At 63.5% G+C, this 14733-nt stretch carries 13 protein-coding genes and 1 pseudogene; 8 read left to right on the forward strand and 6 right to left on the reverse strand.

All coding sequences use genetic code 11. The features are described 5' to 3' along the window. Positions 1-163: 163 nt before the first annotated feature. Positions 164-760, reverse strand: a complete 597-nt coding sequence (locus ACQCST_RS10005) for a HutD/Ves family protein (RefSeq protein ID WP_426995654.1) — start codon at positions 758-760, stop codon at positions 164-166. Between the two features lie 252 nt (positions 761-1012). Between ACQCST_RS10005 and ACQCST_RS10010 the strand changes: the two genes are divergently transcribed. The 4 genes from ACQCST_RS10010 to ACQCST_RS10025 are packed head-to-tail and all read left to right on the forward strand — an operon-like array spanning position 1013 to position 3977. After that, positions 1013-1822, forward strand: coding sequence for an amino acid ABC transporter ATP-binding protein (locus ACQCST_RS10010; RefSeq protein ID WP_426995655.1), 810 nt, complete (start codon positions 1013-1015; stop codon positions 1820-1822). Then, entirely contained in the window at positions 1819-2457 is a 639-nt protein-coding gene (locus ACQCST_RS10015; RefSeq protein ID WP_426995656.1) for an amino acid ABC transporter permease, read from the forward strand. Before ACQCST_RS10010 ends, ACQCST_RS10015 begins: the two co-directional genes overlap by 4 nt. A gap of 2 nt (positions 2458-2459) precedes the next feature. Beyond that, positions 2460-3101: an amino acid ABC transporter permease gene (locus tag ACQCST_RS10020; protein WP_426995657.1), complete on the forward strand. Its 642-nt coding sequence runs from the start codon at positions 2460-2462 to the stop codon at positions 3099-3101. Positions 3102-3128: 27 nt separating this feature from the next. Continuing rightward, on the forward strand, positions 3129-3977 hold the full coding sequence (locus tag ACQCST_RS10025) for a substrate-binding periplasmic protein (RefSeq protein WP_426995658.1): 849 nt from the start codon (positions 3129-3131) through the stop codon (positions 3975-3977). An 87-nt stretch (positions 3978-4064) separates the two neighbouring features. On the opposite strand, the gene ACQCST_RS10030 is transcribed toward ACQCST_RS10025, so the two are convergent. From ACQCST_RS10030 to ACQCST_RS10045, 4 genes and pseudogenes are all read right to left on the reverse strand, one after another. Beyond that, positions 4065-4328: a hypothetical protein gene (locus ACQCST_RS10030; protein WP_426999221.1), complete on the reverse strand. Its 264-nt coding sequence runs from the start codon at positions 4326-4328 to the stop codon at positions 4065-4067. Between the two features lie 37 nt (positions 4329-4365). Continuing rightward, a pseudogene (locus ACQCST_RS10035) lies at positions 4366-4572 on the reverse strand (helix-turn-helix domain-containing protein); the annotation flags it as partial. A gap of 146 nt (positions 4573-4718) precedes the next feature. Continuing rightward, complete coding sequence (locus ACQCST_RS10040; RefSeq protein ID WP_426995659.1) at positions 4719-5972, reverse strand: allantoate amidohydrolase; 1254 nt, start codon at positions 5970-5972, stop codon at positions 4719-4721. After that, positions 5972-7132, reverse strand: coding sequence for an FAD-dependent oxidoreductase (locus ACQCST_RS10045; protein WP_426995660.1), 1161 nt, complete (start codon positions 7130-7132; stop codon positions 5972-5974). Before ACQCST_RS10045 ends, ACQCST_RS10040 begins: the two co-directional genes overlap by 1 nt. Before the next feature lie 129 nt (positions 7133-7261). Between ACQCST_RS10045 and ACQCST_RS10050 the strand changes: the two genes are divergently transcribed. The 4 genes from ACQCST_RS10050 to ACQCST_RS10065 all read left to right on the forward strand — a co-directional run bounded on the left by ACQCST_RS10050 (position 7262) and on the right by ACQCST_RS10065 (position 13361). Next, positions 7262-8140, forward strand: a complete 879-nt coding sequence (locus tag ACQCST_RS10050; RefSeq protein ID WP_426995661.1) for a LysR family transcriptional regulator — start codon at positions 7262-7264, stop codon at positions 8138-8140. Between the two features lie 93 nt (positions 8141-8233). Then, on the forward strand, positions 8234-9235 hold the full coding sequence (locus tag ACQCST_RS10055; protein ID WP_426995662.1) for an Ldh family oxidoreductase: 1002 nt from the start codon (positions 8234-8236) through the stop codon (positions 9233-9235). Beyond that, the gene (locus ACQCST_RS10060) at positions 9232-10593 is read left to right on the forward strand and encodes a flavin monoamine oxidase family protein (protein ID WP_426995663.1); all 1362 of its coding nucleotides are present in this window, start codon (positions 9232-9234) and stop codon (positions 10591-10593) included. The genes ACQCST_RS10055 and ACQCST_RS10060 overlap by 4 nt, the downstream gene beginning before the upstream one ends. 299 nt (positions 10594-10892) lie before the next feature. After that, positions 10893-13361, forward strand: a complete 2469-nt coding sequence (locus ACQCST_RS10065; RefSeq protein ID WP_426995664.1) for an FAD-dependent oxidoreductase — start codon at positions 10893-10895, stop codon at positions 13359-13361. A gap of 219 nt (positions 13362-13580) precedes the next feature. On the opposite strand, the gene ACQCST_RS10070 is transcribed toward ACQCST_RS10065, so the two are convergent. Beyond that, positions 13581-14732, reverse strand: a complete 1152-nt coding sequence (locus ACQCST_RS10070) for a glycerate kinase (protein WP_426995665.1) — start codon at positions 14730-14732, stop codon at positions 13581-13583. Position 14733 lies beyond the last annotated feature (1 nt).

Consider the following 14733-nt stretch of genomic DNA (forward strand, 5'->3'; position numbering starts at 1 on the left):
CCGTCCTTCGAACCTGAAAGAAGATCACCCCCATGAACAGGATTCCAGCAGATGGCGTGGAACTGTCCGATGACGACGATGTCTGCAGAAACGGCCTCGCAGTAGACGGTTGCTTCTACTGCACAGGGCCGGAAACGGACTAAAGCCGTCGTCGGGCCGGCAACTACGCTCTGTGGACCGTGGTAATAGCCAAGAGGCACCCCTGGGCTTCGAGCTCCTCGGTGTGTGCGCCCAGGACCAGGGTGGCCAGGTCCGCTAGTTTCCTGCCATCAGATGTGGTGGCTGTACCTTCCAGGACAGTTGCCGCAACAATGCCGGTGCTGGGATCCAGTGTCACTTTGCCGTCCAGCCGCTCAAGGCTCGTCCGTCCGGTGCAGGAGCCGCGACGGGTCATAAGATTCAAGCCAAGCTGGGGCTCAGCCGAAGCGAGTTCGATCGTTACGACTACTTCTCCCGTGAATTCAACTTTTTGACCGCGCCACAAAATGCGTTCGACGCCGTCTACGGTCATCGCCAACGGTCCCGGGCTTGCGAGCGTAAAGACCCGGTCGATTCCGGGCAGGATCGAAAAATCGGCCGCCCGAGTCAGCTCGGCCAGGCTGATCCGCCACTCGTAGTCCGCGGAGCGCCTATCCGAAGAGCGTTGGGGGTCGCTCTTGGTACTGACGCTGATTTCCCTCGTGTAGCCTGCGCCGTTAGCCCAGGCGGTTTGGGGGAGGTGGACCGGGAGAACTACTCGTGCACCCGATGGGCCTGTCATGTGCTTCCTTTGCAGGTAGGGCAGGGCAATTCAGTGGGGTTGGAACAAGTTTACAAACCCGTTACGCCAAACTATTGACCTGATATGTGATCACAGATTACATTTTACGTGTGACACCAACCACATTCGACCACCGTTCCCCGGAGGCCGATCTTCCCGGCACTGAACGCCAGGGCTAAAGACCATCAGTCGGCGGGTGAAAGCCCGCCGGCACCAGCGCCTCCCGGCGCCCATCTGGAGGATGAGTACCCAGTGATCGACAATCAACAAAACCGCACCCAGGGTGCGGCCGGCACCACCGACGCGCAGAAGGCTCCGCAGCTTCAGCTGAAGGACATCCACAAGGAATTCAACGGGAATACCGTCCTGTCCGATATATCCCTGGACGTCAACGCCGGTGAAGTCGTGGCGTTCATCGGTCCTAGCGGCGCCGGCAAGAGCACACTGTTGCGTTGCGTGAACTACCTGGAGACGCCATCGAGCGGTGATCTGCTGATCGACGGCAAGCCCACCGTGAAGATCGCTTCCAAGCCGACGCGGAACGAGCTGATGAACCTGCGCCGTCAGGTGGGGATGGTTTTCCAGTCCTTCAACCTCTTCCCGCACATCAGTGTGCTCCGCAATGTGGCACTTCCGCAGGAGCGGGTCCTGGGACGTTCCCGCAAGGAAGCCGAGGAACGGGCCATGGAATTACTGACGCGCGTGGGCCTTGGAGACAAGGCGGACGCCCGCCCGAGCAAGTGCAGCGGCGGGCAACAGCAGCGCATTGCGATCGCCCGAGCACTCGCGTTGGACCCCGAGATCATGCTCTTTGATGAACCTACATCCGCCCTCGATCCCGAATTGGGCGGGGAAGTGCTGGCGGTCATGCAGGAACTCGCGGCAACCGGCATGACGATGCTTGTGGTGACTCACGAGATGTCCTTCGCCCGGAGGGTCTCGGACCGCACAGTCTTCATGGCCGACGGGCGGATCGTGGAGCAAGGAGCTCCCGAACAGGTTTTCGGGGCACCCCGCGAGGCCCGGACCAAGAAGTTCCTCGAGGCGGTGCTGGAACGGTGATCGAGGCAATCCCCTTCCTTCTCCAGGGCCTGGGTACAACGGTGGTCATCACCTTTGGATCCTTCCTGATCGGCGCATTTTGTGCCGTCCCGCTCGCATTGGCCAGGCTCTCAGACATTGTGCCGTTGCGCTTGCTGGCCACGGCCTACATCGAAGTTGTTCGAGGCATTCCACCCATTGCCTGGATGTTGGTACTTTTCTACGGGCTCGGGCGCTACGTCACCCTCCCACCGCTCTTGGCAGCCTGCCTGGCGCTGGGTGCAGTCTCCACCGCGTACCTTGCGGAAAACTACCGTGCTGGCATCCAGGCTGTTGCCGGCGGGCAGTGGGAGGGCGCCGGAGCCCTTGGCCTTTCAAAAGGCGACACGTTCTGGCGCGTCATCGCACCCCAGGGCATTGGGGTGGCGCTCCCGCCGTCGGCTTCCTATGCGGTGGGGCTGCTCAAGGACTCGGCAGTCGCTTCCGTCATCGGTGTCAGTGACATCGCGTTCCAGGCGCTGACCCTGAACCAGCAGGGCAACCCCGGCCTCCCGATCTTCCTGGCCGCCGGTGTGGTCTACATGGTCGTCAGCGTCCCCATGGCTGTCCTTGCCCGCAAGGCAGACACCTTCATTCGAACCCGAAGCGCGGTGTGAACATGTTTGAGCAATGGATTCAATGGCTGCCGGGCCTCCTTTCCGGCCTCCAGACCAGCCTTGCAGTAACCGGTCTTAGCCTTCTGCTGGGCCTGCCACTGGGCCTTGTCTTCGCCTTCGGAATGATCTCCCGTACCCGCATCCTGCGCCAGGCGACCATTCTCGTCGTCGAGCTCGGCCGCGGCATTCCGCTGTTGGTGGTTCTGTACGTTGTCTATTTCGGCCTGCCCGACGGCGGTCTGGTGCTTGAGTCGTTTGCCGCGGCCGTCGTCGCTATTGCCTTCAACACCGGGGCGTACACCAGCGAGATTTTCCGTGCCGGACTCCTCAGCGTTCCCCGCGGACACATCGAGGCCGCCCAAAGCCTGGGACTGAACTGGACCGATGAAGCACGTTACATCGTTCTGCCACAGGCACTCCGCGCGATTGTGCCTCCCCTCATGTCCTACAGCGTCATCGTGTTCCAGGCCACGAGCCTTGGCTACGCGATCGCCCTGCCGGAATTGCTGAACAGCGCCTACCAGATCGGTTCGGTGACTTTTGAATTCCTGAGCGTCTTTATCCTTGCCGGACTTATCTACGCGGCGCTGTCCATAGCCGTATCCCGCTTCGTAGACGCCATTCACAGCAAAACCGCCCACTAACAACCCCATATATCCAGGAGTATCTCCATGCATAAAATCAAGCTCACCGCCGTCATGTTCGCAGCGGCCCTGCCGCTGGCAGCCTGCGGCACAGCCAGTACCACCAGCGCAGTATCGTCCAGCTGCACACCTGTTGTGTCCGGCGTCGAGACCGCCACGAAGGGCAAACTCACCATGGCCGTCGCGGAATACCCGCCATACGTGTCCATGAAGGGCGGCTCACTCTCCGGCGTCGATGGCGAAGTCCTCAAGAGAGTGGCAAAGGACCTGTGCCTTGAACCCGACGCAAAGACCTCCAGCTTCACGGCCATCATTGAATCCGTGAAGAACGGCAGCGTCGACCTGACGGCCGGCAACTGGTACATCAATGAAGAGCGCGGACAGCAGTTCGCCATCAGCAAGCCCGTGTACTTGGACAAAATGGCCCTGCTGACGACCAACGGCGCCGACACCATCGACGGCGTGTCCGGCGGCACCGTGGGCACCCCGCAGGGATACCTGTGGGTCGGGGACCTCCAGAAGACCTTGGGCGCCGACAAGGTCAAGCTCTACGCCACGGAGGACGCTGTCTACCAGGACGTGAAGTCCGGCCGGGCCGGCGCCGGCGTCATGACCTACGGTGCTGCACTGCAGTTGGTCAAGAACAACAGTGACAACAAGCTGAAGGTCGCCGAACTCAAGCCGGACGAGCGGGTCCAGGCGTCCGTAGGCGCGGCACAAACCGCCGTACTGGTGAACAAGGGCAAGACCACTTTGCGGGACGCCGTCAACCAGATCGTCGAGAAGATGCGTGAAGACGGATCCCTCAAGAAGGCACTCGAAGACAACGGCCTGCCAGGCACGGCCGCTGATGTGAAGGCTGCCGCCGGCAGCTGATCCGCAGACGCTCCCACACAAGGCGGTTGGATCCTTCCAGAGGATCCAACCGTCTTTGCGTTCCCCCCGGTGTCAGTGGGAACTCCGTTATGGCGTATTTGGTGGTGCAGGCGGAACCAGCGCCCGGTATGTCTGGCCCACCGACGGTGGAGGCGCCAAGTCGCCGCCGGTGCCCAGACCGAAAGCCTCAAATAGGGACGCCCGCAACCGCGGCGAGAACGCTGCGGACATCGGGCCGCCGGCCCAGGCAAGGCATGCGTGGGCCATGAGCGCCAGCACGATGTCTTCGGCGACGGAGTGGCGGAACCCCGGCTCCAGGGTTTGGGTCCATGGCCTGAACCCGGTTGGCATGCACCGCCACCTTGTCCGCGAAAGCTTCCGAAACCAGCTCCTCCTTCGAGGAGAAACGGCCCCGCACGGTTGGCTCACCCACGCCGGCTCGTCGCGCGACCTCACGCATAGAGGCATCCAGCCTGTTCTCGGCGAACACTTCGCGCGGCGCACCCAGATTCAGCTCCGTATCACGTCCTGGTGGTCCGCAGCCGGATAAGGCAAAATCACTAAAGTGACCGTCTAACCTTGATGGCTTTGGCATGCCAAAGCCGCCGAATGCCTTGGTCCAATCTGAAGGTCCCGTGGCGCCGGGCTGCCAGTACGTGGAGAAGTGGACAGGAGGGTCAGCCTCAAGGTCACAGGAAAGCACCCGCGCCGAACAGGTCGGCGCGGGTGCTTCGTATGTAGTTAGGCCATCAGTCCGTGAAGGGCATCGGCCAGGGTCCGTGCCCCGGTTTCGGCGTCCTCGTCGACGACGTGTTCTTCGGGGGAGTGGGACACCCCGCTCGGGTTCCGGACAAAGACCATGGCTGTTGGGACGTAGGGCGCCAGGACGCCGGCGTCGTGTCCGGCCCCGGTGTCCAGGATAGGAGCCTGCGGCAGGGCCAGCTGGAGCTCTTTCTGCAATCCGGGATCGAAATGGACGGTGGGACTCAGCGACTCCTCGCGGAGCTCTACGGTGCAGCCTTCCTCGGCGGCAATCAGCCGGGCCTGGGCATGGATGGCTTCCACAACGTGCGCTGTCACGGCGTCATCGGGGTGCCGGACATCCAGCCAGAAGTCAACACGTGAGGCGATGACGTTGGTCCCGCCGGGCACTGGCTGAAGCCGTCCCACGGTCGCCCTGGCGTTGGTTTGGTTGCGAGCGATGTCGCGGATGGCGACCATCATCCTGGAGGCCGACACCATGGGGTCATGACGGTCGGCCATCAGCGTTGTTCCGGCGTGGTTGCCCTGTCCATGGACGCTCAGGCGCCAGCGGCCATGGCCGAGGATGGAGGAAGCAATCGCTATGGGCTGGTCGAGATCGATCAGCCCGCGGCCCTGCTCAACGTGCAGTTCAACGAAGGCGCCGATCTGGCCCAGAAGCTTCTCGTCCCGCCCGATGAAGCGGGGGTCCAGGCCGTTGGCCTTGGCCACGTCGGCGAATGTGGAGCCGTCCTGGTCGCGGAGGTTCCGGGCCTTGTCGGGGTCGATCGCACCGGTCATGAGGCGGGAACCCAGGCAGGCGACGCCGAACCGTGAGCCTTCCTCTTCGGGAAAGACGACTACGGCAAGTGGCCGGGCGGGTGTGGCGATCCGGGATTTGAGGATGTCCACGGCCACCAGGGCGGACGCCACGCCCAGGGGGCCGTCAAAAGCGCCGCCGCCGGGCACCGAGTCAAGGTGGCTGCCGGTCACGAGACTGTTGCTGCGGTCTCCGCCGGGTACATCCCACCAGGCCCAGATTGCTCCGTTAAGGTCGGTTTCGACGCTCAGGCCCCGCGTGGTGGCCTGTTCAATGAACCAGTTGCGCAGGTCAAGCTCTGCGGTGGAATACACCGGACGGGTGTAGCCGCCGCGGATGTTGTCGGTGCCCGTGCCTGCGATGTCGGACAACAGCCCCGTCACCGTAGCTGTTAGCGCCTGGGCCAGGGGAGTGGTTTCCGTGTTGGGCGCCATTAGTGGGCCCCCAACGCTGCGTGCCGGGCCTGGGCTGCGAGCCGGAACTGTTCCGGGACGGGTCCTGCGCCTGTGGCCAGGTCTGCGGCGAGTTGACCGATCAGCGGGGCAAACTTGGCACCATGGCCTGAGCAGGGCGAGAGGATGGTGATGCCGTCGACGCGGTCCAAGATGAAATCTTCGTTGGGGGTGTTGGTGAACAGGCAGGTGGTCTCGGCATACGGTTCCGGAATGAGCCCCGGCAAGTACTGTTCGACGTATTCGATGACCCGACGACGGTTCGCGGGATCGATCTGGCCGTCCTGGTCCGCTGCGGACGGCAGGATCTTGCCACCGTTGTACTCGGCCACCTTCTGGCCGTGGAAATCGGCGTCGCGGCCACCGGGAAGGCCGTAGGCCTGCCAGCCTTCGCGCTTGTGAATGAAAGTGGGCCACGGCGATACTGCCAGCTCCGGCTGATCGGCGTAGGGGAAATGGTAGGCCTGTTCCTGGCGCACCTGGATCTGCGGAATGGCCGACAGGAACGTTGAAGGCAGCGACAGCGAACCCAGGAGCTGGGGAAGCCAGCCGCCGGCGGCAACAATCACGTTAGCGGCGTGCAGGGACCGGCCATCCGCCGACGTCAGCACGTAGCCGCCGTTCGATGCCACGATCGAGGCAACGGCCCAGTTGTTGTGGAGTTGCGCGCTGTGCGCTACGGCCTGGTCGACCATTGATGCGACTGATTCGTGGGCATCGATGACGCCGGCGTCCGGGTGCCAAAGGACCTGGGTGTCAAAGGCGATTTGAGGCCATCGACGGTTGGCCTGGTCCGCGCTGAGAAGTTCGTGGTCAATGTCGCGGGCAGCCAGCACCGCGGCCAGGCGTTCGGGCTGACGGATGGCGCCGTAGTCTACGGCGCCAGTGGGGGTGATGAGTTGCTTGCCGCTCAGACGGGCCAGCTCGTCCCACCCGGCCTTCGCTTCCTGGACGAGGCCGGTGTAGAACTCCTCGGGATAGGCGTAGCGGAAGATCCGGGCCGAGCCATGGGAGCTTCCGGCATCGTTCGCGGGGGTTGAACGTTCGAGCAGGGCAACGTCGTGGCCTCGGGCGGCGAGATGCCACGCGGTGGCAGCTCCAGACAGCCCTGCGCCGACGACGGCGTATTCGGTCGATTCCATGGATGGCTCCTTAGGCGCAGGATGGGCAACCGGGGGGCTGCCCTCTTCATGTCCAGTAACTCACCCGAAGTTGCATCGCGTCCAATATCATTTTACTTGTAATTATTAGCGTCAATCGAAAGAATCGCCATGGAACTCCGGCAGCTTCGGTACTTCCTCGTCGTCGCGGACGAGCTGCACTTCGGCCGGGCCGCAGAACGCCTGCACCTCACCCAGCCGCCACTCACAGTCGCCGTCAGGAGGCTGGAGCGCGAGCTTGGTGTCCAGCTCTTTGACCGGACCACCCGCCGCGTGACGTTGACCGCGGCGGGCCAGGCGTTCAAGGAGAGGATCCAGGCTGCCGTTTCGGACATCGACGACGCGGCCGGGGATGTCGCCGACGTCGCGGCAGGCAAGAGCGGCAAGATCAGGGTGGGATTCGTCAGTTCAGCGAGCTACACCACCGTTCCCGAAGCCATCCGGGCCTTCCGCCAACAGCGCCCGCGCATAGACCTGGTCCTGAATCCGCTCACCAGCGGGGAGCAGATTGAGCAGTTGCTGGACGGGAACCTTGATCTCGGACTCATCCGGGATCCGGGTGACATCCCGGGGCTGAACCTTGAACTGCTGAGCACGGAGGACCTGGTGGTGGTCCTTCCCGACACACACCACTTGGCGGCCGCGAAGGAAATTCGCCCCCAGGATCTCGAGGGGGAACCCCTGATCCTTTTTCCCTACCGCCTGATGCCCGGGTTCGTGACGCGGGTCCTCCGACTCTTCGATGCGCTACGAACACCGCCGAACGTGGTGCAGCAGGCCATTCACCAGGAAACTGTCCTGGGCCTGGTCGCGGCGGGTCTGGGGATATCCGTCCTGCCGGAATCGGTGCAGCGGTTTCAGATGCCGGGGGTCACTACTCGCCGCTTTGTCAGCCGCCCACAGACGGAGCTTCATACGGCCCGGGCCTTCGGCCATTCCCCGGCCGTGGATGACTTCATCCTGTGCCTCAAGGGAGAAATTCCGACATAAGCCTTGTGTGATCACATATCCCAAGCCTAGTCTGAGGGGACTCCTACGTCCGACACCCTCCCTGGGCCGCGGGCGCTTCCCGAAAGGACGTCCATGATCCAGCCAACGTCCGTCGTCGAGAGCTTGTGCTTTCAGGCTGCGCTGGAAGCCGGCGCCGGCAGGGCTGCCGCGGCAGCCCTCGCTGATGCAGTCGTCCACGCGGAGCTGCGTGGCCGCAGCTCCGTCGGTGTTTCGCACCTCTTCGACTACCTTGCCGGGCTGGAATCAGGTGCCATCAACGGGGCGGCGGTGCCGCTCATCTCAGTCCGGGGCGGAATCATCGCCTGCGATGCCGGCAAAGGCATCCCTCACACCGGGTTTCTCGAGGCTGTCGACACAATCCTGGAGGTGGCCGGCACCCATGGCTGCGCCGTCTTCCTGCAGAACAATTCGTACACTTGCGGTGAGCTCGGCTACTTCACGGACCGCCTGGCCGAAGCCGGACTGGTCTCTCTTGCCGCGGCAAATTCCCCCGCCCTGATGGCAGTGGGTTCCAGCGGGCGGCGGGTTCTGGGGACAAACCCGATATCTTTCGCCGCCCCCACCGGGCAGCAACCGTTCCTCGTCGACCAGGCATCAAGTGAGACAGCCTTCGTAGCCATCCGCGAGGCGGCGGCGGCCGGAACGGAAATACCAGCCGGGTGGGCTGTCGATTCCCATGGCGAGCCGACCACGGACGCCAGAGCCGCCGTCGAAGGTTCCCTTTTGCCTTATGGAGGCCACAGAGGCGCGAACATGGCGCTCGTTGCAGAGGCGCTGGCCGGGCTGGCGGGCGGGCTCTGGTCGGTTGATGCGCCGTCGTTCACCGAAGGACGTTCAAGCCCTGAAATTGGCATGACTGTTCTGGCCATTAATCCGCGCTTCGCTGATCAGGCTTTCCCGCTAAGGCTTGGCGCACATTTGGACCGGCTATCCCGGGACTATCAGGTAAGAATTCCGGGACGGCGGGCAGTGGGCGCAGCAGGCAAAGGCGTTTTGGAGATCGACAGCGGGCTGTTCGAGAAACTTCAGTCCGCCGCGCAGAAAAACACGACCAGAAAGTCGGGACAAGCATGAATGAAATACACGATGTCGTGGTGGTCGGGGCGGGACCGGCGGGGCTGGCACTCGCATACGATCTCCGCGATCTGGACCTGGACATTCAGGTACTGGAAGCCGACGACGACATTGGCGGACGGACGCGGAGCGTCCAACTCGCCGGCGCCACAGTCAACACGGGTGCCATGTTCATCTACCGCGGAACGCGCGCCGAAGCGCTGGCGAAGGAACTGGGACAGGAAACCTTGCCGTTCAATCCGGCTACCTATGGTGTGCATATCGACGGCGTTACCTCCGTTGCGGGTTCCACAGCCGAAGTCGTCGAACGCCTACCGCTGCCTCTTGAGTCCAAGGACGCGCTGGTCGATTTCATGGAAGGACTGGAGAGTGAGTACAGGGCAAATGTGTCGGGCGGAACCATCACCGCCAAGGCCGCGGGGCTGGAGCATGAAACCGTTGCCGCCAGGCTGGAAGGGCTCCCAGGGCCTGCCCGGAGCATCATTGAGGCAGCAGTCCGGGGCGGTGCGGTAGGCGATGCTGCCCAGCTGTCGGCCAAATACGCTCTACGCTATCTCGCCAGCTACATCGCCCACGAACGCGACAACCGCCTCTACCCGGTGAACGGCATGCAGGCCCTTCCACGCGCCCTCGCCGCCAATGTTGGCGCCCGGACCGCGATCGCCACCGGCGTGCGCGTCCACAGTGTGCGGGAACGGGATGGCCTGGTTGAAGTTACCGCCGGCGACATGGAGAATCATCAGGTCTTTCTGGCCCGCCACGTTGTGGTGACGGTGCCCGCTCCGCAGGTGGCAGGCCTGTTCCGCGACCTGCCCCGTTGGAAGGTTGAGGCCCTGCGGGCGGCTGAGACGCCGGGCAGCACGACGCTCACCATTGCCGCCAACATAGAGGGCCTGCCGGAGTTCGCGGAATGGTCCTTTGTTTCGACTGTGGGAAAGAAGTTTGACGCCATCATTAATCCTCAGCCCGGTGTTCTGCCGGCCGACGGAATCGTCAGGTTTACGTGCTACGGAAACTCGGCCGGATTCATCCCGGGAATCGAAAGCGATGAACAGCAGATCCAGCAGTGGATCGAAGATTTCCTCGAGGTCGCTCCGGAGCTCCAAGCCCGGATTATCGGGTCAGTGGCCACCACCTGGGAGCACTGCTTCTCCGTGCTGTCCCCGAAGCGAAACGACGCTTTGCCCGAGCTCCAACGCAGTTTCGGCAATCTGCATTTCGCGGGGGACTACACCTCGGAGACGGCAGGTTCGCATGGTGCGTACGGGGAAGCCAGTCGTGTGGCTCAGGTGTTGCGGGAAGCCTTCGGGGAAGGGTCCACAAGCCCGTCCCACCGGGGACTATTAGCGCCTGGCTAATAGATGCATGCCCAGCAGTTGGCAGGAGAAGCGCAGCCCCCTCCGGGGACTGCGCTTCCTGTGTTTAAGGGGGGCTCCCTGCAGCTTCAAACTCTCCTAAAAAGATGCGCAAAAAGGGGTGGTTGTGATCACATATCTCATCTATACTGTGATTCAGCCGACGATTTTCGAGGTGTCTGAACCTCGATGACGGTAACCGAATTCTTGCTTCACCGCTAAGGGCGCCAATGCGCGACTCCTGACGCCGACTCGACATTTTGACGTGAGACGTAGACGTCTCTGACCGTAAGGGAGATAACGTGGCCACCGCCCGAATTGACGCAGACACCCGTATCCTCATCATTGGCGCCGGCGTGGTTGGTGCAGCGCTGGCCGACGATCTGACCCGCCACGGCATGACATCCGTAACAGTGGTGGACCAGGGTCCCCTGTACCGGACTGGTGGGTCTTCATCCCATGCCCCTGGCTTCGCGTTCCAGACGACAGGTTCGTCGGTGATGTCCGAACTGGCCCGGCGAACACTCGACAAGCTGGATGGGCTGACATTGGATGGCCAGTGGATCCTCAAGCGGGTGGGCGGCCTCGAACTGGCCTGTGATGAGGAACGGCTCGAGTACCTGCATCGCCGGCACAACCTCACACAGTCATGGGCTGTCCCCTCCCGGCTGGTATCTCCGGCCGATTGCGAGGCCCTGTTCCCGGGCCTGGACAGGTCCACTGTGCTCGGCGGGCTGCACACGCCAACGGACGGTGTGGTCAAGGCCGTGCGTGCCGTGGAGTGGCAGGCCCGTCGTGCCATTGCGAACGGGGCACGTTTTCATGGCCTTACCGAGGTCACGGGGTTCCGTATGGAACGTGGACGAGTGACCGGCGTCGACGTCCGACCCACACCGCCCGTGCCGGGCAACCCCTCCAAGGGTCACCAACTTCCCGACGGGACGTCCTTCCTGGAAGCCGATATCGTCGTCGTATGCGCCGGGCTCTGGGGCCCAGGGCTCGGCAAACTGCTGGGCCTGGAGCTTCCCATGGTCCCCATGGAGCACTGCTCCTCCTCCACCGACGCCCTCCCGTCGCTTGCCGGCTTCAGCGACGAGGAAGAGATCGACCGGCCCATGGTGCGGCACCAGGCCACCGGTTCCTACTTCCGCCAGAGCGGAGAGCGAATTCTGTGGGGAACGTACGAGCACCGCGTCATCCCCGTGGACCAGTCCGAGATCGCCAGTCCCGAGGACTTTGCCCAAACGCAGATCGAACCCGCGATCCATCCCCTGACGTGGAACGATCTCAAGGACGGGTGGAACGAACTGAGGCGGCTGTTCCCGGAGGCGAACAGCTGCGAACCAGCAGAGGGATACAACGGAATCTTCTCGTTCACTCCGGACGGCAACCCGCTCCTCGGGGAGGTCCCGGGCATCAAGGGACTTTGGCTGAGCGAATCCGTGTGGCTGACCCAATCCGCAGGCGTGGCCGGCGTCCTGGCTGACTGGATTGTGACCGGAGATCCCGGCGTTGACACGACGAGCCTCGACTTCCGTCGCTTCGATCAAGCACACCTGACGCGCAGCGCCAGCATTGCGCGGGCCAGCGAGAACTACGACGAGGTCTACGACATCAGCCACCCGCGCAACCAGACGAAGCAACTGAGGAAGTTCGCCACAACGCCCTTCTATGTTCGGCAGGAAGCCCTGAAGGCAGAGTTCGGGACCTCACAGGGCGGCTGGGAGCGTCCCCTGTGGTACGGCACTACCAAGGCGAATCAGCCAGCAGTGCCGCGGGACGCATGGGGGACGTACGGATGGTCTCCGTCCATTTCTGCCGAGGCGCGCCAGGCCGCAAGCGGCGTTGGGCTCGTCGACAGGGGAGCTGTCAGCGTCTTCGAAGTCCGCGGTGAGGATGCCGCGAAGCATCTGGATGAAATCCTCGGCTCAGCTGTAACTTTGCAGGTCAACGGTTCAGCACACGCCCACCTGAAGAGTCCGTCCGGGGGCATCGCAGCTGTTCTGACAGTTTTGCGGACTGCTGAAGACTCATTTCTCGTCATCGGCAGCAGCCCCGAGGACGTCTGGCACCTCCGCCGGGAGACTCCGCACTCTGACACGGTCACCGTTTCCGATTTGTCGTCAGCGACAACCGCGTTGGCGCTGATCGGTCCGGATGCAGCAACAGTTCTCGGTTCGGTCACGCGCGGTGCCGCCCCCGCGGCGAACTCACCCGAGGCGCCAGTGCTCGACGTCGGAGGCGTTCCGGCCCGCGTCGTGGCAGAAACCGCCTCAGGTCTGGGCGGCTGGACACTTTATACGGCCACAGAGCACGGCCTCTACCTCTGGGATCTCCTTGTTGAAGCCGGCGCGCAGCATGAGATTGCTCTCGTCGGCGACGAAGCATTCACAGCGCTGCGGATCGCCAACGGAGTGCCCGCATTCGGTGTTGAGTACGGTCCCCGGGACAACGCCTTTGAAGCTGGCCTTGCCGGTCCTTCCACCGGTGAGGGCGCACGTCCTGGACACCGACTGCTCGTGCGCCTGAGAATGCGCAGCGATCTCCACGCCGGCGTCCCGGGTGAACCGGTGTCGAAGGACGGCTGCGTGGTCGGGTTCATCACAAGTTCCGCCGAGGACCCCGCCTCAGGTCATTTCCTCGCTTTCGCCTGGGTCGACCCGGAAGTCGCGGCGGTGGGCGCTGAAGTGGAGATATCACACCTCGACCAGCGTTGGACAGCGTACATCGATCGTTCCCGCCCGTATCACGGGAAGTTCACGCGCCCGTAAAGAGGCAAGAGCCTGCTAACTGGACGTCTCCGAATTGCTTCAGAGATGTACTACGGCACGGCCGGCATCGGTTGATATCGGCGGCGTGGTTAATGATGCCTTTGGGGTCGAAGTGGGCCCTGGTCTGTGGTTGCAACGGGGGTCTAATCCAAAGGTGCCCGCCCAGGGACGACCCCCTGGGCGGGCACTTCCGTTCCTTGTAGCGGTAACAACGATCCGCTACAAGAGGCTTGCTCCGATGTCTTTGCCGATCCGGTGGAGCAGGGCGGCGGAGAGTGCCGGGTCCCTGGATGAGTCTTGGTCGGTGTATTCGGCCAGGGTGTAGACCCGGGTCAGTGCCATTTCCGACCAGCGCTCCTGGGGGAGGAGGGAGCGGCCGGCGACGGCGATGATCGGACGGGTTCCGGACCGGCGCGCGACGGCGGCCGGCAGTTTGCCCGCCAGGGTCTGTTCGTCGATGCTGCCTTCGCCGGTGATGACGATGTCGCAGCCGTCCTTGCGGGTGTTGAAGTCCAGCAGGTCCAGGAAGTAGTCCGCTCCGGAGACCTGCTTCGCGCCAAGCAGCAGGCACGCGTAGCCGATTCCTCCAGCGCTTCCCGCGCCTTTGTGCTCTGCCAGTGCCGCTGCGTCTCTGACTCCGGCTTCGGTCATCTTGGCGACGAAATGTTCAAGGCCTCTATTGAGGGCTGCAACGTCTTCGGGCCCGGCGCCCTTCTGGGGTCCGAAGACTGCCGGTGCACCCTGGGCGCCGCGCAGCGGGTTGCAGACGTCGCTGGCTACGATGAGTTCAGTATCGGCCAGTTCGGAGAGTGTGGTCCGCTCGATGCTATGGATCGGGGCCAGGTCCCTGCCGCTGCCGTGAAGCTGGCGGCCGTCGGCGTCGCGGAACGTGTAGCCCAAGGCGGTGAGCATGCCCATGCCGCCGTCGGTGCTGGCGCTGCCGCCGAGTGCCAGGACGATCCTTCCCGGGTTCAGGCTGAGGGCAAACAGGACAGCTTCGCCGAAGCCGCGGCTGGAAGCCTTCAGCGGCTCGAGTTTACCGTCCGGCAGGAGCCCGAGGCCGCAGGAGTTGGCGACCTCAACGACGGCGGTGGTGCCGTCGAACGCGATGCCGGCCTGGATGGGCTGGCCGGTCGGGCCGGTGACAGTGTAGCTGCGCCGGGTGAAGCCGGAGGCGACGGCGGCGTCAACACTGCCGTCACCTCCGTCAGCAAGGGGAAGCAACTCGCATTCGATCGCGGTCCTGGACTCGGTTGCGGAGCGGAGTCCTGCTGCGAGGGCGTCCGCTACTTCGCAGGCGGTGAGGCTGCCTTTGAATTTGTCGGGGGCGATCAAGGTCCGGACGGTTTTCGCGGCGGGTGCGTGGTTCATG

This window comes from Pseudarthrobacter sp. N5, assembly GCF_050157035.1.
GTDB lineage: Bacteria > Actinomycetota > Actinomycetes > Actinomycetales > Micrococcaceae > Arthrobacter.